General features: G+C 72.9%; 17 protein-coding genes. 11 read left to right on the forward strand and 6 right to left on the reverse strand.

Annotated elements, in window-relative coordinates:
• Position 1: 1 nt before the first annotated feature.
• The 6 genes from KZQ38_RS24850 (at position 2) to KZQ38_RS24875 (ending at position 6,094) form a co-directional block, all read left to right on the forward strand.
• On the forward strand, positions 2–1,219 hold the full coding sequence (locus tag KZQ38_RS24850) for an FAD-dependent oxidoreductase (protein ID WP_219444965.1): 1,218 nt from the start codon (positions 2–4) through the stop codon (positions 1,217–1,219).
• Positions 1,216–2,385, forward strand: coding sequence for a Glu/Leu/Phe/Val dehydrogenase dimerization domain-containing protein (locus tag KZQ38_RS24855; RefSeq protein ID WP_219444967.1), 1,170 nt, complete (start codon positions 1,216–1,218; stop codon positions 2,383–2,385). The genes KZQ38_RS24850 and KZQ38_RS24855 overlap by 4 nt, the downstream gene beginning before the upstream one ends.
• A complete protein-coding gene (locus KZQ38_RS24860; protein WP_219444969.1) occupies positions 2,382–3,269 on the forward strand; it encodes an HpcH/HpaI aldolase family protein in 888 nt (295 codons plus the stop codon). The genes KZQ38_RS24855 and KZQ38_RS24860 overlap by 4 nt, the downstream gene beginning before the upstream one ends.
• Positions 3,270–3,281: 12 nt before the next feature.
• On the forward strand, positions 3,282–4,826 hold the full coding sequence (locus tag KZQ38_RS24865) for a tryptophan halogenase family protein (RefSeq protein ID WP_219444971.1): 1,545 nt from the start codon (positions 3,282–3,284) through the stop codon (positions 4,824–4,826).
• A 182-nt stretch (positions 4,827–5,008) separates the two neighbouring features.
• Positions 5,009–5,530, forward strand: coding sequence for a flavin reductase family protein (locus KZQ38_RS24870; protein ID WP_219444973.1), 522 nt, complete (start codon positions 5,009–5,011; stop codon positions 5,528–5,530).
• A gap of 90 nt (positions 5,531–5,620) precedes the next feature.
• The gene (locus tag KZQ38_RS24875; RefSeq protein ID WP_219444975.1) at positions 5,621–6,094 is read left to right on the forward strand and encodes a DUF1772 domain-containing protein; all 474 of its coding nucleotides are present in this window, start codon (positions 5,621–5,623) and stop codon (positions 6,092–6,094) included.
• A 4-nt stretch (positions 6,095–6,098) separates the two neighbouring features.
• Here KZQ38_RS24875 and KZQ38_RS24880 read toward each other — a convergent pair whose 3' ends face one another.
• The 6 genes from KZQ38_RS24880 to KZQ38_RS24905 form a co-directional block, all read right to left on the reverse strand.
• On the reverse strand, positions 6,099–7,460 hold the full coding sequence (locus KZQ38_RS24880; protein WP_257902134.1) for an aminotransferase-like domain-containing protein: 1,362 nt from the start codon (positions 7,458–7,460) through the stop codon (positions 6,099–6,101).
• Between the two features lie 707 nt (positions 7,461–8,167).
• Positions 8,168–8,671, reverse strand: coding sequence for a peptide-methionine (S)-S-oxide reductase MsrA (gene msrA / locus KZQ38_RS24885; RefSeq protein ID WP_219444979.1), 504 nt, complete (start codon positions 8,669–8,671; stop codon positions 8,168–8,170).
• Between the two features lie 40 nt (positions 8,672–8,711).
• The gene (locus KZQ38_RS24890) at positions 8,712–9,926 is read right to left on the reverse strand and encodes a multidrug effflux MFS transporter (RefSeq protein ID WP_219444981.1); all 1,215 of its coding nucleotides are present in this window, start codon (positions 9,924–9,926) and stop codon (positions 8,712–8,714) included.
• 13 nt (positions 9,927–9,939) lie between these two features.
• Entirely contained in the window at positions 9,940–10,824 is an 885-nt protein-coding gene (locus KZQ38_RS24895; RefSeq protein ID WP_219444983.1) for an ABC transporter permease, read from the reverse strand.
• On the reverse strand, positions 10,821–11,765 hold the full coding sequence (locus KZQ38_RS24900) for an ABC transporter permease (protein ID WP_219444985.1): 945 nt from the start codon (positions 11,763–11,765) through the stop codon (positions 10,821–10,823). The genes KZQ38_RS24895 and KZQ38_RS24900 overlap by 4 nt, the downstream gene beginning before the upstream one ends.
• 6 nt (positions 11,766–11,771) lie before the next feature.
• Positions 11,772–13,361, reverse strand: coding sequence for an ABC transporter substrate-binding protein (locus tag KZQ38_RS24905; RefSeq protein ID WP_219444987.1), 1,590 nt, complete (start codon positions 13,359–13,361; stop codon positions 11,772–11,774).
• 237 nt (positions 13,362–13,598) lie between these two features.
• Here KZQ38_RS24905 and KZQ38_RS24910 point away from each other — a divergent pair, with 237 nt between their 5' ends.
• The 5 genes from KZQ38_RS24910 to KZQ38_RS24930 are packed head-to-tail and all read left to right on the forward strand — an operon-like array spanning position 13,599 to position 21,701.
• Positions 13,599–15,473, forward strand: coding sequence for a dipeptide ABC transporter ATP-binding protein (locus KZQ38_RS24910; protein ID WP_257902136.1), 1,875 nt, complete (start codon positions 13,599–13,601; stop codon positions 15,471–15,473).
• A gap of 14 nt (positions 15,474–15,487) precedes the next feature.
• The gene (locus KZQ38_RS24915) at positions 15,488–16,402 is read left to right on the forward strand and encodes an AraC family transcriptional regulator (protein ID WP_219444990.1); all 915 of its coding nucleotides are present in this window, start codon (positions 15,488–15,490) and stop codon (positions 16,400–16,402) included.
• A gap of 40 nt (positions 16,403–16,442) precedes the next feature.
• Entirely contained in the window at positions 16,443–19,001 is a 2,559-nt protein-coding gene (locus KZQ38_RS24920) for a N,N-dimethylformamidase beta subunit family domain-containing protein (RefSeq protein WP_219444992.1), read from the forward strand.
• The gene (locus KZQ38_RS24925) at positions 18,994–20,715 is read left to right on the forward strand and encodes a CocE/NonD family hydrolase (protein WP_219444993.1); all 1,722 of its coding nucleotides are present in this window, start codon (positions 18,994–18,996) and stop codon (positions 20,713–20,715) included. Before KZQ38_RS24920 ends, KZQ38_RS24925 begins: the two co-directional genes overlap by 8 nt.
• Positions 20,715–21,701, forward strand: coding sequence for an aldo/keto reductase (locus KZQ38_RS24930; protein ID WP_219444995.1), 987 nt, complete (start codon positions 20,715–20,717; stop codon positions 21,699–21,701). Before KZQ38_RS24925 ends, KZQ38_RS24930 begins: the two co-directional genes overlap by 1 nt.
• Positions 21,702–21,797: the final 96 nt, after the last annotated feature.

A 21,797-nucleotide genomic window follows, 5' to 3' on the forward strand; every position in this document is an offset into this window, starting at 1 on the left:
CGTGCCGCCGGGGAACGGGCGGGCGGTCGTGGTCGGCGCGGGCCCGGTCGGGTGCCTCGCGGCGGTCGTGCTGAGCCGGCGCGGCTACACCGTCGACGTGTACGAGAAGCGGCCGGACTTCCGGCGCGGCGGCATCGCCGACGAGGGGCGCACGATCAACCTGTCGATCTCGCCGCGCGGCCTGCGCGCGTTGGCCGAGCACGGGTTCGGCGACGAGTTCGCCGCGGCGTCCGTGCCCATGGGCGGCCGGTCGCTGCACCTCGCGGACGGCAGCGTGCGGACCAACCCGTACGGCGCGGACAACTGGCGCACGCACTCGGTTGGCCGCAACGAGCTGAACCTGATGCTGATGCGTGGCGCGTGCCGCTTCCCGGACGTCCGGTTCACGTTCGACGCGAAGTGCGTGGCCGTCGACTTCGCCGGGCGCACGGCGGTTTTCGACCGCGCCGGGGAGCGGACGCGGGTCGGCTACGACCTGCTGGTCGGCGCGGACGGCGCGCACTCCGCGGTGCGCCGGTCGATGTCCGCCGCGGGCCTGACCGACGCCGTGGTCCGGGAACTGGGTTCCACCTACCGCGAGATCACCTTCCGGCCGGGGCCGGCGGACGCGTCGACCATCCACATCTGGCCGCGTGGCCGGTTCTTCATGGTCGCGCTGCCCAACGGCGACGGCTCGCTGCGTGCCACCCTCGTCCTGCCGTCCCGCGGACCGGACAGCGACCTCGCGCCGCCCGACGTGCCGACGTTCCTGCGGCGGCACTTCCCGGACCTCGCCGAGCGGCTGCCCGCCGCGGCCGGTGCGCCGCGCCCGGTGAACCGCATCGCCACCGCGTCCTGCACGGCGCTGACCCACGCGGATTCCGTGCTGCTGCTCGGCGACGCGGCGCACACCCTGGCGCCGTTCCTCGGCCAGGGCGTGAACGTCGGCCTGGAGGACTGCGCGCGGCTCGGCGCGTTGCTGGCCGGGCACGGCGACGACCGCCGGGCCGCGCTGGCCGCCTACGAACGCGAACGCGGGCCCGAGGGCGAAGCGGCGGCGGCGTTGTCGCTGTCCAACTACGTCGAGCTGAGCGGCCCGGAGGCGCCGTCCGCGGTGACGACGCCGGACCCGCCCCTGGCCGTGCTGGTGAACTTCTCCGGCCTGTCCTACCGGGAAGTTCTCGACAGGCACCGGTCGGCCGCGCGCCGCGCCCCGGTGCCGGAGGGGAGTGGACCGTGACCGGTGACCGCGCACCCGTGGAGCGCAGCAGTTGGGAGGACGACCGGACCGGCGCACGGGGCTGGCTGGTCATCGACGACCTGCACAACGGCGTCTCGGGCGGCGGGTTGTTCATGCACCCCGGCGCGACCGAGCGCGAGGTCACCGACCTCGCGGCCACCATGTCGCTGAAGAACACCATTCAGGAACCGAGGTTCGGCGGCGGCAAGGGCGGCATCCGGTTCGACCCGCACTCGCCGGAGGCGACCGGGGTGCTGCGCCGGTTCATGGTCGCCCACCGGGACGCGATCGCCCACCGGTGGAGCACCGGCGGAGACCTGTACACCAGCAACGAGGTGATCGAGCGGATCGCCCGCGAGGACCTGGGGCTGCCGTCGGCGTTCGTCGCGATGGCCGAGATGCTGGCCCGGCACGCCGGCATCCCGTCCCAGGCGGGTGTCATGACGGCGCGCATCGCGTTGCCCTGGGACGAGCGGTTCTCGCTGGGCGAGGCGGCCACCGGGCACTCCGTGGCCGAGTCGATCCGGGTGGTCGCGCCCGACCGGCCGCGGGTCGCCGTGCAGGGTTTCGGCACGGTCGGCGCGAGCCTCGCCCACTTCCTCGCGGACGCGGACGTCGGCACGCTCGTCGGCGTCTGCGAGCAGGACGGCTGGCTGCACTGCCCGGACGGCCTGGACGTGCCGGAGCTGCTGCGCCGCCGGGGCGTGCGGGGCCCGTTCACCGACGTGCTCGCGGCGGGCCTGCCGCCGGGGTGGCGGTGGACGCCGCGCCGACCCGGCCAGTCCGACGAGGAGCTGCTGGCGGAGTTCGCCGCCGCCTGCGGCGCGGACGTGCTCAGCGCCTGCGCCACCAGGTACGCGTTGACCCGGACCGTGCTGGACGCGTTCGTCGACGCCGGCGGCAGGCACGTGGTGTGCGGCGCGAACAACGCGCTCGCCTCGGCGGCGCTGGCCGACGAGTACCGGGACCGCGGCGTCACCGTCGTGCCGGAGTGGGTCAGCAACGCGGGCACGGCCATCCTCTTCGTGGAGGTCCTCAAGACCCCCGCCTGGACCGCCGGCACCGAGCGGCGGCTGTTCGACGTGATCACCGAGCGCATCACCCGCTTCCTCCGCGAACACCAACCGGCCGCGGCGGGCCCGCCGAAGAGTGGAGTGACACCTTGATCCGCAAGAACAGGACGCTGGAACTGATCAGGCGGGGCGAACCCGCGGTCGGCACGTGGCTCCAACTGCACAGCGTGCACGCCACGCGGTTGCTGGTCGCCCAGGGTTTCCACCGGTGGATGCTGGTCGACTTCGAGCACACGCCGGTGGACCACACCACCGCCGCCCACATCTTCTCCACCATCGCCGACCTCAGCGGCGGCGAGATCACCCCGCTGGCACGCGTCGCGGCCGGCTCGGTGGACCAGGTCAAGCAGGCGCTGGACGCGGGCAGCCAGGGCGTGATCGTGCCCATGGTGAACTCCGCGGCGGAAGCCGAGGCCGCCGTCCGCGCCGCGCGGTTCCCGCCGGCCGGTGTGCGTGGCGCGGGCGGGCTCGCGCCGCACCTCGGGTTCGGCGTCAACCGGCCGACGTACCTGGCCGAGGCGAACCGGGAAATCCTCGTCGGGGTGCAGATCGAGACGGTGGCCGGGTTGGCGAACGTCCGGGAGATCGCCGCGGTGGACGGGGTGGACCTGGTCTTCGTCGGGCCGTTCGACCTGCACATGGCGCTGGAGCTGCCGTCGAAGGTGTGGAGCACCGAGCCGCGCTTCCTCGCCGCCGTGCACGAGATCATCACCGCCGCCAAGGAGGCGGACAAGCCGGTCGGCGTGCTGTGCGCCGAAGCGCACCAGGCGCGGGACCGGCTCGCGGAGGGCTTCACGTTCGTCGGCATGGCCAGCGACGCGCACGTAATGCTCACCTACGCGGGCAAGCAGTACGGCGCGCTGTACGGCATCGAGGAGCCGCCGGAGACCTGGTGCAACACCAACAACCTGGACCGCCTGCCGGACTCGTTGCGCGGCCTGCCGCGCCGGCCGCCGGGGTCCACCGGGAACGAGTGAGGGGGGAACCTCATGCCCACCACCAGGATCGTCATCGTCGGCGGCGGCACCGCCGGTTGGATGACGGCGTCCTACCTGCGCGCCGCGTTCCACGACCGCGTGGACGTGACGCTCGTCGAGTCGGCTCGCGTGGGCGCGATCGGCGTCGGTGAGGCCACGTTCAGCACCGTGCGGCACTTCTTCGACTACCTCGGCCTGCGCGAGGCGGAGTGGATGCCGCGGTGCAACGCCACCTACAAGCTCGCCATCAGGTTCGAGAACTGGCGGGCGCCCGGCCACCACTTCTACCACCCGTTCGAGCGGGCCCGGGTGGTGGACGGGTTCCCGATCGCCGAGTGGTGGCTGCACGAGGGCCTGACCGAGCGGTTCGACCGGGACTGCTTCCTGATCGCCGCGATGTGCGACGCCCAGCGCTCGCCGCGCCACCTGGACGGCAGGCTGTTCGAGCGGGACCTGGACGAGGACGGCCCGAACCGCCGGACCACGTTGACCGAGCAGGACACGCAGTTCCCGTACGCGTACCACTTCGACGCGTCGCTGCTCGCCGAGTTCCTGGCCGAGTACGCGACGACGCGTGGCGTGCGGCGGGTCGTGGACGACGTCGTGGACGTGGGCGTCGACCCGCGGGGCTGGATCGAGCACATCCGCACCCGCGAGTCGGGCGAGATCAGCGGCGACCTGTTCATCGACTGCACCGGTTTCCGGGGAATGCTGATCAACCAGCGGCTCGGCGAGCCGTTCGTGTCCTACCAGGACAGCCTGCCGAACAACCGGGCCGTGGCGTTGCGCGTGCCGCTGGACATGGAGCGCTTCGGGCTGCGGCCGTACACGACGGCCACCGCCTCGGCCGCCGGGTGGATCTGGACCATCCCGCTGTGGGAGCGGATCGGCACCGGCTACGTCTACGCCGACGGGTACTGCACGCCGGAGGAGGCGGAGCGGACGCTGCGGGAGTTCGTCGGGCCCGCGGCGGACGACCTGGAGGCCAACCACATCCGGATGCGCATCGGCCGCACCGACCGGAGCTGGGTCAACAACTGCGTCGCGATCGGCCTGGCCAGCGGTTTCGTCGAGCCCCTCGAGTCGACCGGGATCTTCTTCATCCAGCACGCCGTGGAGCAGCTGGTGAAGCACTTCCCGGGACCGGACTGGGACCCGGCGTTGCGGGAGTCGTACAACCGGGCCGTCGCGCGGTGCATGGACGGGGTGCGTGAGTTCCTCGCCCTGCACTACTGGGGCGCGGCGCGTGCCGACAACGACTACTGGCGCGACACCAAGACCCGCGCCGTGCCGGACGCGCTGGTCGAGCGGGCCGAGCGGTGGCAGGTCAAGCTGCCCGACCGGGAGAGCATCTTCGGCCACTACCACGGCTTCGAGGCGTACTCGTGGATGTGCATGGTGCTCGGCCTCGGGCGCATCCCGGTGCGGCCGACACCCGCGCTCGCGCTGCTCGACCCGACGCCCGCCCGCAAGGAGTTCCAGCTCGTCCAGAACACGGCTCGCGACCTGGTGGCGAGCCTGCCCAGCCAGCACGAGTTCTTCGCCACGCTGCACTGAGCCCGGCGGGCCGCCCTCGCGCGGGGCGGCCCGCACCTCCACGGGTTCTCCACAGGTGTCGGTGCACGACCCGCCCGGTCGCCTCGCGTGGGCCGAACCTCCCGGGGTGTCGACCTGGCGCACCACCTGCCGCGGGGCCGCCCGCGTGGGCGGCACACACCTCTACCGATGGAAGGGGTCGCATGACGACCAGCCCAGACCTCGGCACGGGCGCCTGCGCCCCGGACCGGATGCGGGCCCTGATGGCGGGGTTCCCCACCGGGGTGAGCGTTGTGACGGCCGTCGGCGCCGGTGGTGCGCCACTGGGCATGACGTGCTCGTCGCTGTGCAGCGTGACGTTGTCGCCGCCGACCCTGCTCGTGTGCCTGCGCGGGCGCAGCCCCACCCTGGCCGCGGTCCGCGCGAGCGGCCGGTTCGCGGTCAACCTGCTGCACGCCGACGCCCGTGCGACGGCGGAGCTGTTCGCGTCCGGGGCGGTCGACCGGTTCGACCGGGTCCGCTGGCGGACCGAACCGGGTGGCGGCGGACCGCACCTGTACACCGACGCGCACTCGGTCGGCGACTGCCGGGTGACCGACGTGCGCCCGGTGGGGGACCACGCGGTGGTGCTCGGCGAGGTGGTCCGGGTGACGCAGTGGCCGGCGCAGCCACCGCTGCTGTACGGGTTGCGGCGCTACGCCACGTGGAATGCGAACACGCGCTGAGCGCGTCCCGCCACCGGGCGGGTGCTTCCCCTACCATCGCGGGCGCCGGTGGACGCCGTGCCGGCCGAACCGATCCGGAGTTGTTCGCGCATGGACCTCCTGATGCACCTCCTGCCCGGCCTCGCGGTGCTCGCGTGTGCCGCCGTGTACGGCGCAGACCTGTTCGCGGCCCTGGTGCTGCGGTCCGCGTTGTCCGAAGTGGACGATCGCACGCTCACCGCCACGATGGGCCGGGTGCACCGCTACGGCGACCGCCGGATGCCGGTGCCGTTCGCGGTGAGCGTCGTGGCCTCCGCGCTGACCCTGGTGGTGGCGTTGCTGACCGGGCGCTCGGGCACGGCGGTGGCGAGCGCCGTCGCCGTCGTCGCGCTCGGCGCGTGGCTCACCGTCTACCTGCGGGTCAGCGCGCCGATCAACCGCGTCCTCACCGCCGCCGCCGAGGCGGGCGAGGAACTGCCGGACGCACGCGAGCGGCAGCGGCGGTGGGACCGGGTGGTGCCCGCGCGGCTCACCCTCCAGGGCATCGCCGTGGCCGCGCTGTGCACGGCCCTGGCGCTGGCCTGAGCGGTCACGGGCGCACGCCGCCCGCGATACCGCGGCACAGGCTCGGCAGGACCTCGGACAGCACACCCGTGGCCCGGTCGAGCTGGTCGTCGTCGAGGTGGCCGATACCCAGCACGAGGGTGCGGCCGAGGCCGTGGACCGTGGTCATCCCGTCCCGCCCGGAGAACACGATGCCCAGGCCGCGCAGCAGTGCCCGCAGGTCGGGCTCGTCGGCGGAGTCGTCCACGTGCACCAGCATGTTCGCGCCGGAGAACAGGACGGCCGACTCGCCGAGCGGCGTGCCCTGGAAGCGGCGGCGGGCGCGGACCACCTTGCGCTCGTAGGTGCGGGCCAGCAGGTTCGCGTAGCGGACGACCTCGCCGGACACCAGCAGCGTGCGCATCGCGCGCTGCGCGATCCCGTCCGCGGTGTCCTCGGTGGTCATGCGGCGCTCGATCAGGCGGCGCAGCGCGGGCGGCGGCACCAGGTAGGCCAGCCGCAGCTCGTCGGAGAACAGGTGTGAGAAGTCGCCGACGTGCGTGACCCGCGCCCAGTCGATCGTCTTGAGCGGTGGCACGTACCGGCCGCTGATCAGCTCCGTGCCGTGGTCGACCTCCACCACGTGCGCGTTCTGCTCGCCCGCCAGCCGCAGCAGCGACCGCCGGTAGCCGAGCGGCATGGTGTCGACGCCGGGGCAGCGCCCGCCGGGCACGGCGACCAGGGCGTCCACCGCGACCCGGCCGGTGTCCGGCAGGCGCAGCACGCGGAACCCCGGACCACGCCACGGCGACGTCGGCGCGGCCGGGTCCAGCAGCACCGTGCCCCGACCGTCCAGCACCGCGCGGGAGAACAGCTCGATGCCGTGCCGGATGCCGCGCGTGATCAGCACCTCGCGCCAGTCGCACCGCACGCCGCGGGCCTTCGTGAGGTAGTTGGCGACGTGCTTGCGCAGCTCCGGCAGCCCTTCGACGGGCAGCGAGGCCGTGCCCGGCGGGCGGTAGGCGGCCTCGTGCCACGCCGACCGCCACGCCACCTTCGGGAACTGCTCGGCGTTCGTGCGGCCGACCGACATGTCGATCGCGCGTGGCCGCGCGCGCTGGGCACGTGACGGCTCGCGCCGCCTGCCCGCCGTGCTGACGAACGTCCCGGCGCCACGTCGGCGGTGCAGCACGCCGCGCCCGAACAGCTCGGTGTAGGCGGAGACCACGACACCGCGGGAGATGTCGAGTTCGCGGGCCAGGACGCGACTGGACGGCAGTTGATCGCCCGCTTCCATCGCGGTCGAGCCCAGCAGCCGTTCTATCTGATCGGCAAGTTGCAGATACAGCGGGCAAGCCGAGTGGCGATCAATGACTATGGGCAACCTCGTTCGATTCGAATACCGCATGAGCCCCCCGAATGGCGGTGTGCAACCGTGGCTTGAGCTGCACCCTTGTCGAGCAGCGATTCGACACCCCAGAACAGCTCGGACCCCCGCCCACCACCGCTCGTGGACGGGTCGTGTGCATTGTGCCACACTAATGTCCAGGGGGAATTGCCAAGAAACCGCGGACCGGCGGGATGGGGGACCGGTCGGGCGGTGGGTAAAGCACGGGTTAATGCGTTGGCAGCGGCGGACGAATCCGTTGTCGATCTATTCCCGACGACCTGGGCGGAACGCGGCGGAATTGGTGGGCCGCGGGAGGCCCCGGATGGGGTGAAGCGCGCTCGCGGTTGTCGGCGGCCCGGTGGCCGAACGGGCGGGGCGATTGCGCGGGGACGCCGAGCCGGAGGGCGCGGCGGCCCATCATGGGAGCAGGACCTGCCGAGCGGGGGCGGGCTCGCCAAGGGGGCGCGGCTGCCGGGGGCGCGGTGCGGACGCGGGCGTGGTCGCTGAAGCGCGGATGCGGGGGACCACCCCTCGGCGCGGGCCGTTTCCCCGCACGCGCCGATGCGGGGGACCACCAGGGGTGCGGGCGGGGCGGAGACCTGCTCGGCTTGACCGCGGGTACCGGGCGGCGGACCTGGCCCCGTGGCTCGTGGCGCAGCGGTGTCGGGCGACGGGGGCGGCGGCCTGCGGGCCGCCGCCCCCGAGCGGGTGCGCCGCGGTCGGGCTCAGCGCTCGCCGAGCTGCCACTCCGGTCGGACGTAGTGGCAGGTGTACCCGTTCGGGTAGCGCTCCAGGTAGTCCTGGTGCTCCGGCTCGGCCTGCCAGAAGTCGCCCGCCTGGGCGACCTCGGTGACCACCGGGCCCGGCCACTTCCCGGACGCGTCGACGTCGGCGATGGTCGCCTCCGCCACCCGCTTCTGCTCGTCGCTCTCGTAGAAGATCGCGGAGCGGTAGCTGGTGCCGATGTCGTTGCCCTGGCGGTCGCGGGTTGTCGGGTCGTGGATCTGGAAGAAGAACTCCAGCACCTGTCGGTAGCTCAACCGCCGCGGGTCGAACACGATCTCGATCGCCTCGGCGTGCGTGCCGTGGTTGCGGTACGTCGCGTTCGGCACGTCGCCGCCCGTGTAACCCACACGAGTGGAGATGACGCCGGGGTGCTTGCGGAACAGGTCCTGCATTCCCCAGAAGCACCCGCCCGCGAGGACGGCTTTCTCGGTCGCCGTGGTCATGTGTCGCTCCTCTGGTCGATGCCCACCAACCAGAACGCTCTCACAACCCGACGTCATCCCCGGCCCGGCTGTGATCCACGACCGTCCGCCCCGGCCTCGCCACGAACGCGTACGCCAGCCACGAGCCGACCCTGGCGACGGCGATGCCGCACGTCATCGCGATCGCGCTCGCCCCGCCCAGCGACGCCAGCGGCGCGATCAGCGCCCCGAGCAGGAAACCGGTGCCGCCCAGCAGCGCGACGGCCGTGCCCGCGTTGTCCGGGTGGCGGACGAGGGCGAGCGCGGTGGCGTTCGGCGAGGCCATGCCACCGGTCAGCACGGTGGCGAACAACGCGGGCAGGAAGACCTCCAGCGGCGCGTGGCAGAGGGCCGCCACGAGGGTGACCGCGCTGGTGACGACGGCCAGCAGCGCCTCCACGACCAGCAACCGCTCCGGAGCGCGCCTGCGCAGCAGCAGGGCGTTGCACCACCCGCCCAGCACCAGGCCGACCGAGTTGACGCCGAAGATCAACGCGAACGCCTGCGGGCTCACCCCGTAGCCGCCCTCGAGCACGAACGGGCTGACCGAGATGTAGACGAACAGGGCGATGCCGCCGATGCCCGAGCCCAGGGCGCAGCCGACGAACAGCCGGTCCCGCACCACGGCCCGGAACCCCGCCCGCACCCGCCGCAGCCCACCCGCGTGCCGGAGACCCGGGTGCAGGGTCTCCGGCAGCGCGGCGACCGCGAGCAGCAGCGCCGCGGAGATCGCGGCCAGCACCACGAACAGGCCGCGCCAGTCGGTGACGTGCAGCAGCTGCCCGCCCAGCACCGGCGCGAAGACGGGCGCGCACCCGCCGACGAGCATCAGCAGCGACAGGATGCGTGCCATCCGCCTGCCCTCGTAGAGGTCGCGGACCATGGCCTCGACCACCACCATGCCCGCCGACCCGGCGAGCCCCTGCACCAGCCGCAGCACGACCAGCACCGCGATGGACGGCGCCGCCGCGCACAGCAGGGACGCCACCGCGTACGTGACCACACCGACCACCAACGGCCGCTTGCGGCCCACGCGGTCGCTCAGCGGTCCGATGAACAGCTGACCGACCGCGAGACCGACCATGCACGCCGAGATGCTCCACTGCGCCGCGTCGTCGGACGCCCGGAGCTGGTGGGCCAGCGCGGGCAGCGCGGGCAGGTAGAGGTCGATGGACAGCGGTCCGAACGTGGACAGCGCCCCGAGCAGCAGCAGGCGGGTGCGGGGCGGCCCGTTCACCCGTGCGGTTCGGTCATCGCCGCCTCCGCTGCGCGAGCAGCAGCCGCGCCCTCGGGTCGACGAACGCGCGCAGCGCGTTGCCCGCGACGTTGAGCAGGAACACGAACAACGCGATGGTCAGGCCGGGGAACAACACCATGGTCGGGTGGTCCTGGAGGTACGTGCGCCCGTCGGCGACCATGTTGCCCCAGGTGGCGGTGGGTGGCGAGATGCCGAGGCCGAGGAAGCTCAGGGAGCCGTCGATCAGCATCGCACCCGCCGACAGCAGCACGCACTGCACCACCGCGAGCGGCAGCGTGTTCGGCAGCACGTGCACGGCGAGCGTCTTCCACGGCCCCATCCCGGACACCCGCGCCGCCTTCACGTAGGTGCGGGTGGTCAGGCCCAGCACGCGGCTGCGGATGACCCGGGCCGTGTACGGGGTGAAGATGATCGTCACCGCCAGCAGCTCGCTCAGCATCCCGGGACCCATGACGACCGCGAACACGATCGCCAGGATGATCGACGGGAACGCCATCCACGCGTCCACCACCCGCATGATCACCCGGCCGGCGCGGGCGAAGTAGCCCGCGACCAGCCCGATGAACGTGCCCAGCCCGGCGGCGCAGAGCGTGATCAGGAGCGTCATCCCGATCGACACCCGCCCGGCGGAGGCCCACCGCGCGAACAGGTCGCGGCCGTACTTGTCGGTGCCCATCGGGTGCTCCGCGGACGGCGGCAGCAGGCGGCGCGCCGGGTCGGGCGCGTTGGGGTCCGGCAGCACCAGCGGCAGGACCGCGACCACCAGCGTGATCGCGACCAGCAGCCCGCAGGCCACCACCAGCGCGGTGTTGCGCCGCGCGAAGGAGCGGTACCGGCCGGCCCGCGCCGGCCGGTCGACCAGGACGCCGTCCGTCATGACACCCGCACCTTCGGGTCGATCACCGCGTACGCGAGGTCGACCAGCAGGTTCACGACCACGAACAGGATCGCGATGAACATGACGCCCCCCTGGATCAGCGGGAAGTCCCGGGCGTACACCGCGCCGAGCAGCATGGTGCCGAGACCGGGTATCACGAAGATGCTCTCGATCACCACGACGCCGCCGATCAGCGACGCGAAGTTCAGCCCGGCCGTGGTGAGCACCGGCAGCATCGAGTTGGGCAGCACGTGCCGCAGCACGATCCGCCGCTCGCCGACGCCCTTGGCCCGCGCCGTGCGCAGGTAAAGCTGGGACAGCTCGCCGAGCACGCTCTCCTCCATGGTGATCGTGAGGAACGCGGTCTGCCCCACCACCAGCACCGCCAGCGGCAGCGCGAGTTGCGCCACCGCCGTCGCCGGGTCCTCGAACAGCGGGGTGTAGCCGCTGGTGGGGAACCAGCCGAGGGTCAGCGCGAACACGTAGACGGCGATCAGCGCGAGCCAGAACTCCGGCAGGGCGAGCCCGAACTGCGCGGCCCGGCCCACGAACCGCGCCGCCGGGTTGTGCGGTGACACGGCGGCCCAGCTGACGATCAGCACGGTGAGCAGGAAGCTGATCGCCGTGCCGAGGACGGCCAGGGTGAGGGTGGGCACGACGTGGTCCGCGATCATCTGCGGCACGGGCAGCTGGTACTTGATCGACGTGCCGAAGTCACCGGTCAGCACGTTGCCCAGCCAGTGCAGGTACTGCTCGTGCAGCGGGCCGGTCAACCCCAGTTCGCGGCGCAGCCGGTCGAGCTGCTCCGGGGTGGCCTTGGTGCCCAGCAGCACCTGGGCCGGGTCGCCCGGAATGGACCGCAGGAGGAAGAACAGCACGGTGCCGACCACGAACAGCACCACCACCAGATCGCGCAACCGGCGCAGGACTACGGCGGTCATCGGCGGCTACCCCGCCAGCCAGACGTCGGCGAACTCCATGCCCCAGCCGTCGTACCCGCGCACCTTCGAGCTGAAGGCCACATAGGACTTCGCGGTGTACAGCGTGATGGTCGGCAGGTTCTCGGCCGTGAACTGCTGGATGCGGTCCACCTCGCGCCGCTGGTCCGCCGGCGTGGCCGCCGCGTTGTAGGCGCCGAGCAACGGCTGGAGGCGGTCCCGGGGGTAACCCATGTTGTCCAATCCCTGGACGTTGTCGCTGTAGGACGGCACGGGCGGGTTGGCGTCGTCCATCAGCGCCAGCACGTCCCAGCTGTCCGGCTCGTTGTTCTTGCGGCCCATGAGGGTCGCGAAGTCGTAGCTGTCGATGGTCGCCGTGACACCGATCTTCTCCAGCTGGCTCTGGATGATCACCAGCGCGTCCTTGAACTGCGGGAACTCGTCGGTGGTGATCATGCGGACGGCCTGCCCGGGACGCAGCCCGGCCTCCTCGAACAGCTTCTTCGCCCGCTCCGGGTCGTGCTGGGACCACCTGTCCTTGCCCGCGGCGGAGTACATGGCCTTGTTCGTCTGCGCGGCGAACGCGCCGTCGCTCGGCGACACCAGGTCCGGCACGCCCTGCGCGGCCATCACGGCGGCCTTGTCGATGACCAGGTTCATCGCCTCGCGGGCCTGGGGCTTGGCGAAGAGGGAACCGGGGTTGTGGTTGAGCGCCACGTACTGGATGTTCGCCGCGGCCTCGACGCCGAGCTTGAGGGTGTCGGTCCGCTTGATCTGGTCGTACTGGTCGTGTGACGGCTCGGCCACGTCCAGCAGGCCGGTCTGGAGCCCGTTGAGCACGGCGTCGGCGTCGGCGACCACCTTGTACGTGATGGTGTCCAGGTAAGCGTTCTTCTTCCCCGCGTAACCACTGGACTTCCCGTCGGGCGGCTGGTAACGGTCGTTGCGCTCCAGCACGATCTCCTGACCCGGCGTCCACGACTTGACCTTGTACGGGCCGCTGCCGGTGGACCGCTCGCGGGGAATTCCCGTGGGACCGGCCGCCGCGATGTCGGATTCCTTGCGGATACCGGTGCCGTGGCTCGCCGCGACGAGCGCGACGAGGTTGAACGGCGAGCTGAGCGTCACCAGCACGGTGCTGTCGTCCGGTGCGGTGATGTCCTTCAGCACGGGCTTGAGCGATCCCGCGTAGCTGCCGTTGGCGACCCAATACTTCAACGACGCCACCGCGTCCGCGGCGCGCAGCGGCGTGCCGTCGGCGAACACGACCCCCTTGCGCAGCGTGAACTCGTAGCTCAGGCCGTCGTCCGCCTTCTTGTACGATTCCGCTAGCACCGGTTGGGGTTGGTAGTCGGCGTCGATCGTCACCAGTTGCTCGTACACCTCGTGCCCGATGTAGGTGACGCCGGCGTTGGTGTTCTGCACCGTGTCCAGGGACCCCGGGTCCTGGGCGAGTCGAACGGTGAGGTTCCCGCCGCGCACCGGTGGACCGGTTTCGTCGGCGAGCTTGGTAGCCGGGGTGGCACAGGCGGTGAGCACCAGCCCGACCGCGGCGAGTGCGGAGATCCTGTGCTTGAGACGTCGTGCGGTGCGATCCATTGCGGCTCCTCGCGCCTGGTTTCCGCAGGTCGGTGGCCGAGAAGGTAGTCGGGGGCACCGGGGGCGCACAGACGCCGATGTCGGCTTTTCTGTCACTCAGGCGAAATCGCCACAACCCCACCTGCCACTGTGGACAGACGTGCCCCCGTACCCGCAGACTGTCCGGCAACCCTTGTAAGACGGGGTGTTCGCGGTACAGAATCACCGGATTCCGGGTCGTGCCGGCCGGCGGAAGGGATGACACCCGTGTCGCTACTGGAGATCGACCGACTGTCGGTCGGCGTGCTCGCCGACGACGTCGCCACCGAACTGGTCCACGAGCTGTCGCTCAGCCTGGAGTCGGGTCGGACCCTGTGCGTGGTCGGCGAGTCGGGCAGCGGCAAGACGGTCACCGCGTTGTCGGTGATCCGGCTGCTCGAATTCGTCGCACCGGTGCGGACGACCGGCGCGGTCCGGTTGGACGACGTGGACCTCACCGCGCTCGGTCCGGCGGCGATGCGGTCGGTCCGCGGTCGGCGGATCGGCATGGTGTTCCAGGAGGCGCTGGACTCGCTCAACCCGGCGCAGCGGATCGGCGCGCAGCTCGCCGAGGCGCACCAGCCGGGCGCGGCTCGCCGCGACGCGCGTGCCGCGGCCCGCACCCGCGCGCTGGACCTGCTGCGCGAGGTCGGCTTCACCGATCCGGAACGCGTCGCGAACCTGTACCCGCACCAGCTCTCCGGCGGGATGCAGCAACGCGTGATGATCGCGATGGCGTTGATGGCCGGACCGGACCTGCTGCTGGCCGACGAGCCGACCACCGCGCTGGACGTGACGACGCAGGCCGAGATCCTGCGGTTGTTCCGCGACGTCCAGCGGGAGCACCGGATGGCGTGCGTGTTCATCACCCACGACATGGGTGTCGCGGCGGAGATCGCCGACCGGATCGCCGTGATGTACGCGGGCCGCCTGGTCGAGGTGGGTCCGGCGGCGGACGTGTTGTCCGCACCGCGGCACCGCTACACCCGCGCGCTGGTGGAGTGCGTGCCGCGGATCGGGACGCGCCGCGCCGAGGGGCTGCCGTCGATCCGGGGTTCGGTGCCCGCGGCGGGCGAGGTGCTGCCGGGCTGCCGGTTCGCCCCGCGCTGCGCGCACACCGTCGACCGCTGCGCCGCCGAGGAACCGCCGCTGGCCGTCGACGGCGAGTCGGAGGTGGCGTGCTGGCACCCCGGCGCGGGCCCGGTCGAGCTGCCGCTGACCGCGCCGCCGCCGCTCGCCGCGCCCGCCGCCGAGGAGGTCGCGCCGCTGCTGGAGGTGCGGGACGTGCACCGCGCGTTCACCACGCGCAGCGGACGCGCGGGCGGCCTGTTCAAGCTGCGCCGCCGCGAGCGCACCAACGCCGTGGACGGGGTGAGCCTGACCGTGCGGCCGGGTGAGTTCTTCGGCCTGGTCGGCGAGTCCGGCAGCGGCAAGACCACGCTCGGCCAGCTCGTCGCCGCCCTCGACCACCCCACGTCGGGCACGATCACGGTCGCCGGGCAGCAGCACACGCCACGCGGGCTGGAGGGCGACGTCCGCGCGTTCCGCCGCACCGTGCAGCTCGTCTTCCAGGACCCGCAGAGTTCCCTGGACCCGAGGCACACCATCGGGCGGATCATCGCCGAGCCGCTGCGGGAGCTGACCGACCTGCGCGGCGCCGCGTTGCGCCGCCGGGTGGAGCGCCTGCTGGACGAGGTCGGCCTGCCGAAGTCGATCATCGACCGGATACCGGCGCAGATCTCCGGTGGCCAGCGCCAGCGGGTCGCGATCGCACGCGCCATCGCGCCCGAACCGGCGCTGGTGGTGGCCGACGAGCCCACCTCCGCGCTGGACGTGTCGGTGCAGGGGCAGGTGATGAACCTGCTGCTCGACCTGCGCCGCGAGCGCGACCTCGGCTTCCTGTTCATCACCCACAACCTGAGCCTGATCCTGTCCGTGGCAGACCGGGTCGGCGTGATGAAGGACGGCAGGCTGGTGGAGGTGGCGACACCGGCGGAGATCGCCGCCGCGCCGAACCACGAGTACACCCGCACCCTGCTGGCCGCGAACCCCGGCATCCGACCGACCGCGCCCGCCGCGGGCTCGCACGAGTGACAGCGGGAGGAGCAGTGCAGCCGGTACCCCTGCCGACCCACCGGTTCGACGACCCGCTGATCGCGGACGGCCCGCCGGGGTTCGCCATCGGGTCGTTCGCCGACCTGTCGCCGTGGTCGGACGCGCCGTACCCGCACCGGCACGACTTCTACGAGCTGGTGTGCGTGACCGGCGGGTCCGGCACGCACGTGATCGACTTCGTGCCGTACCAGGTCGCGCCGCCGACGCTGTACTTCATCGCGCCGGGCCAGGTGCAGTTCTGGGAGCGCCGCGCGCCCCTGGAGGGGCACGTGGTGGTCTTCGTGGAGGAGTTCCTGGTGCCCCAGTACGGGGACCGGGTGTCGCCACGCCGGTCGCTGGCGCTCGACCCGCTCGGCACCGGGCACGCGCTGCACCTGGCCGCCGAGCAGGTCGAGTCGGTCACGGCGCTGATCACGGCGTTGGAGCGCGAGTACCGGCGGCCCGGCGGGGCGGACGTCTCGGTGCTCCAGGCGTACCTGCACGTCCTCCTGGTGGAGATGCGCAGGCTGCACCGGGACGTGGGCGCGGGCGCGGTGGAGGAGGACCGCGGCACCGCGCTGGCCCGGCGTTACCTGCGACTGGTCAGCGAGGAGCTGCCGCACGAGCAGACCGTGCGTGGTTACGCCAGCCGCATCGGCGTCACGCCGAAGCACCTGGCGGACGTGGTGAAGCGGACCACGGGCAAGCGGCCCGCCGAGATCATCCGCGCCGCGCTGACCGTGGAGGCCAAGCGGCTGCTGACGCACACCGACCTCACCGTGGCGCAGGTGTCGGAGCGGCTGGCGTTCGACAACCCGTCGTACTTCGGCCGGTTCTTCAAGCGGGAGACCGGGATGAGCCCCGGCGAGTTCCGCCGCCGCGCGACCGGCGCGGACCACCTCCGCTCAGTGACACGGCCGCCGACCTGACGCGCTACCCGCGCCCGGAGGCGCTGCCTAACGTCGGTGCATGGACTCCTCCGTAGTGGCCATCCGGGCGCGGTTCGCCGAACGCCGTGCCGAGCAGCTCCGCCCCCTGCTCACCGAAGACCTGGTGCGCGCCTGGCTCGACGAACCGGGCGCGGTCGACCGGGAACCGCTCAGCCTCGTGGCCCGGTTCCTCGACGCCCGCCCGCCCACCGAGCGGTTGTCCGTGCACGAGTCGGCGGACGGGCGGTGGCGGCTCGTCCGCCCGCCCGCGCGGCGTGGCGAGACCTACCGGCTCGCCGACCGCCGCGAGTTCACCGACGCCGGGGAGGCCCGCGAGGCGTGCCTCCGGCGGGAGTTGCACGACGTGTTCGGCTACGGCGAGCCGCCCGCGGACGCGATCGACGGTCCCGAGCTGCGCGAGGACGGCCCGGTCCTGCTGGGCTACGCGGACCGGGTCAGCGCGGCGCCCGGCGAGGCGCTCGCCTTCATGGTGTCCGCCGAGGGCGTCGCCGAGTACACCACCGAGCTGCTTCGGCTGCGGCACACCGACGACGACCCGGACGGGCCGGGTGTCCGCGTCGAACCCGTGCCGGGCGCCTGGCGCGGCACGCACCGCGGCCACGTCCAGCGCACCCGGCTCGGCTCGCACATCGCCGTCCGGGACGCGCACGGCGCGACGACCGGTGACGGCGGGTTCGCCGTCGCGGCCTACGTCCACCCGACCCACGTGACCGGCGGGCCGCAGGCCGTGATCGCCCGCTGGAACGACGGCGCGCGCGGCTACGCGCTCGGCATCGACGGCGAGGGCCGCGCGACGCTGTGGCTCGGCGACGGCACCCGTGAGACGGCCGTGCACGCCGACGCGCCGTTGGAACTGCACCGGTGGTACGGCGTGGCGGCGAGCTACGACCCGGCGACGGGGCGCGCGGTGCTGGTCACCCGGCCCCTGGTGAACAGCGCCAACAGCCGGGTGAGCCCGATCGTGGTGGACGACCGGCCGCACGTGGTGGAGCGGCGGGTCGACGCGGCGTTCACCCCGGCCGACCACGGCGACCTGCTGTTCGGCGCGCTCACCCCGGACGCCGGCCACTACAACGGCAAGGTCGAGCGGCCGGGTTTCTGGCCGCACCCGCTGTCCCGCGCCGCGCTGGTGGCCGCCGCGTCCGACGACCACGACGCACCGCTGCGCTGGGCGTTCGAACCGGGCGCGACGGCGGCGTCGCTGGTGGTGCCGTGCGTCGGGCGGCCCGGCCTGGACGGGCGGCTGGTGAACCTGCCGGTGCGCGGCGTGACCGGCCGCCACTTCACCGGCCGGGTCGAGCACTACGCGGTCGACCCGCGCGGGTACGCCGCGATCCACTTCCACGACGACGCGTTGGCCGACGCCGACTGGGTGCCCAGCCACGAGTTCACCGTGCCCGCCGACCTGCCCAGCGGCGTGTACGCGCTGCGCGTCGCGGCGGTCGACGGGTCGTGCGAGCGGTCCGTGCCGTTCGTGGTGCGCCCGCCCGCGGGCACCGCCACCGGTCGGCTCGCGTTGCTGCTGCCCACCGCCACCTACCTGGCGTACGCGAACGAGCGCGGCCTCGGGCACGTGCCCGCCGTGCCACCGGGCACGGTGTTCCTGGAGCACCGCTACGACCTGGGCCACTCCGCGTACGCGCGGCACACCGACGGCAGCGGCGTCTGCTACACCTCGTGGCGGCGGCCGATCCTGACCCTCGCGCCGGGTTTCCGCATCCACCTGTCGCCGTTCATGCTGGCCTCCGACCTGTACATCGTCGACTGGCTGACCGAGCTGGGCTACGACTTCGACGTCATCACCGACCACGACCTGCACGCGGAGGGCGTGGACCTGCTGCGCCGCTACCGCGCGGTGCTCACCGGGTCGCACCCCGAGTACGCGTCCGGGGAGATGATCGACGCCATCGAGGCGTACGTCGACGGCGGTGGGCACCTCGCCTACCTCGGCGGCAACGGCTACTACTGGGTCGTCTCGTTCCACCCGGAGCTGCCGCACGTGATGGAGCTGCGGCGCGGCGAGTACGGCACCCGGAGCTGGCAGGCGCGGCCCGGCGAGTACCACCACGCCACGACCGGCGAGCGCGGCGGCCTGTGGGCGGGGCGCAACCGCGCGCCGCAGAAGGTGTTCGGGGTCGGGTTCTCCGCGCAGGGCGGCGGGCCGTCCGGGCACTACCGGCTCGGACCGGACCCCGACCCGGCGAAGCTGCTGCACGACGTGCCCGAGGTGTTCGGCGAGGTGTCGCTGCACGGCGGGGCGGCGGGCAACGAGATCGACCGCTACGACATCGCGCTGGGCAGCCCACCGGACGCGGTCGTGCTGGCCACCTCCGAGGGGCTCGGCGACGGCTACCAGTACGCCGTGGAGGAGCTGAGCGGCACGCACCCCGGACAGGGCGCGACCGAGCACCCCGACGTGCGGTCGGACATCGTGCACTTCCACACCCGCGGCGGTGGTTCGGTGTTCGCCACCGGCTCCATCGACTACAGCAGCGGCCTGTCCGCCAACGGCTACGACAACGGCCTGTCCCGGCTCACCCGCAACGTCCTCGACCACTGGCTGGCCGACAATGACTGAATCACTGACCGTGGACCGGATGTCGGCCGTGCCGATGCGCGACGGCGTCGTGCTGCGCGCCGACGTGTACCGCCCGGTGGGGCAGCGGTGCCCCGCGCTGGTCTTCCGCACGCCCTACGACCGGACCGGCCTCGGGATGTACGGCACGTTCGCGCTGCGCGCCGCGTCCGAGGGGTACGCGGTCGTCATGCAGGACACCCGCGGCCGGGGCGCGTCCGGTGGCCGGTTCACGCCGTTCGTGCACGAGCGCGACGACGGCTACGACACGGTGGACTGGGTGGTGTCCCAACCCTGGTGCGACGGCAACGTGGGCATGTTCGGCGGCTCGTACGACGGCGTGACCCAGTGGCAGGGCGCCATGTCCGGGCACCCGGCGTTGCGGGCGATCGCGCCGAACGTCACGGCGTCCAGCTACCACCACGGCTGGGTGTACCGGGGTGGCGCGTTCCAGCTCTCGTTCAGCCTGGGCTGGACGCTGTCGCTGGCGGCGCACAACGCGGCCCGCGACCCGTCCGTGCCGGCGTCGGTGCGCGGCGCCCTGACCGACGCCCTCGACCGGCTGCCGGACACCACGCGCGTGCTGCCGCTGGACGACCACCCGTACCTGGACGAGGTCGCGCCGTACTACCGGGAGTGGTTGCGCCACCCCGACTACGACGAGTTCTGGGAACGGCTCGACGTGTCCCGCGCCTACCCGGACATGACCGTCGCCGCGTTCAACATGGGCGGCTGGTACGACACGTTCCTGGGCGGCACCCTGGCGAACTTCGCCGGGATGCGCGCGCGGAGCGCGGTGCCCGACCGGCAGCGGCTGCTGGTCGGCCCGTGGCCGCACGAGGGCCTGTTCAGCGGGAACCCGGTGGGGGAGTGGAACTTCGGCGCCCGCGCCACCGGTTCCGCGCTCGACGTGGACGGGCTCCAGTTGCGCTGGTTCGACCGCTGGCTGCGTGGCGACGACGCGGCCGAGGCCGACCCGCCCGTGCTGCTGTACGCCATGGGCGGCGGCGGGTGGCGGGTCGCCGACTCGTGGCCGCTGCCCGGCACCGAGCACCAGGACTGGTACCTGCACAGCGACGGCCGGGCCAACACGCTGCACGGCGACGGGCGGCTGTCCCGCGAGACGCCCGGCGCCCAGCCGCCGGACGCGTTCGTCTACAACCCGCGCAACCCGGTGCCCACGTTGGGCGGCGCGTTGTGCTGTAGCCCGGTGCACACCCGTGGCGGCGTGTACGACCAGCGGCCGGTGGAGGCGCGCGAGGACGTCCTCGTCTACACCAGCGAGCCGCTGACCGAACCGCTCGACGTGACCGGGCCGGTGACCGCGGTGCTGCACGCCGCCACCACGGCGGTCGACACCGACTGGACCGCGAAGCTGGTCGACGTCGAGCCGTGCGGTTACGCCCGCAACCTCACCGACGGTGTGCTGCGCGCCCGCCACCGCGCACCCGGCGCCGGGCCGCTGACCCCGGGCGAGGTCGTCGAGTACCGGATCGACCTGGGCGCGACCAGCAACGTGTTCCAGCCGGGGCACCGCGTCCGGCTGGAGGTGTCCAGCAGCAACTTCCCCCACTTCGACCGCAACCCCAACACGGGCGGCGTCGGCGAACCGGTCAGCGCGATGCAGAGCGTCCACCACTCGGGTGCGCACCTGTCGCGGGTCGTGCTGCCGGTCGTGCCGTCCGAGGCCACCCGACCACACCGAACGGAGAAGTGATGTCGACACGTGCGCTGGGCCGCACCGGGCTGGAGATCAGCGCGGTCGGCTTCGGCAGCTGGGTGACCGGCGGGCCCGGCCTGATGGGCTGGGGCGCGCAGTCCGACGACGAGTCGATCGCCGCGGTCCACCGGGCCGTCGCGGGCGGCGTGAACTGGATCGACACCGCGGCCGTGTACGGGTTCGGCCACGCGGAGGAGGTCGTCGGGCGCGCGCTGGCCGCGTTGCCGCCCGCCGACCGGCCGCTGGTGTTCACCAAGTGCGGCCTGGTGTGGGACGACCGCGGCGTGGAGCGCAACGACCTGACGCCGGAGTCGATCCGGCGGGAGTGCGTGGCGTCGTTGCGCCGGCTCGGCGTCGACCACCTGGACCTGTACCAGATCCACGCGCCCGACCCGGCCGGTCCGCCGGTCGAGGAGTCCTGGGGCGCGCTGCTGGAGCTGGTCCGGGAGGGCAAGGTGCGGCACGTCGGGGTGTCGAACTTCGACACCGCGCTGCTGGACCGGTGCGCGGCGGTGGGCCGGGTGGAAACCCTCCAGCCGCCGCTGTCGCTGGTCAAGCGGGAGGCGGCGGCCGACGTCATCCCGTGGTGCGCCCGGAACGGCACGGGGGTGATCGTGTACGGGCCGATGGCGGCGGGGTTGCTGTCGGGGACGTTCAGCGCCGAGCGCGCCGCCGCGCTGCCCGACGACGACTGGCGCTCCCGCGCCGTCGAGTTCCAACCGCCCGCCCTGCACCGCAACCTGGCGTTGCAGGAGGCGTTGCGACCGGTCGCCGCCCGGCACGGGGTGTCGGTGGGCGCCGTGGCGATCGCGTGGACGACGGCGTGGGAGGGCGTGTCGGCGGCGATCGTCGGCGCGCGCACCGCGGCCCAGGTCGAGGGCTGGCTGCCGGCCGCGTCGCTCCGGTTGACCGGCGAGGACCTGGCCGAGGTGGCGGAAGCGGTGCGGACCACCGGCGCGGGCAGCGGCCCGGTCGGGCCGTAGGCGGGGGGAGGGCCGCCGACGTGTCGGCGGTGGGGCCTCCGGTGTCGTGGATCGCAGGGACCGCGACACCGGGGGCCCTTGGCGCGTCGGCTTCGG

It is taken from the genome of Saccharothrix obliqua, from assembly GCF_019375475.1.
GTDB classification, from domain to species: domain Bacteria; phylum Actinomycetota; class Actinomycetes; order Mycobacteriales; family Pseudonocardiaceae; genus Actinosynnema; species Actinosynnema obliqua.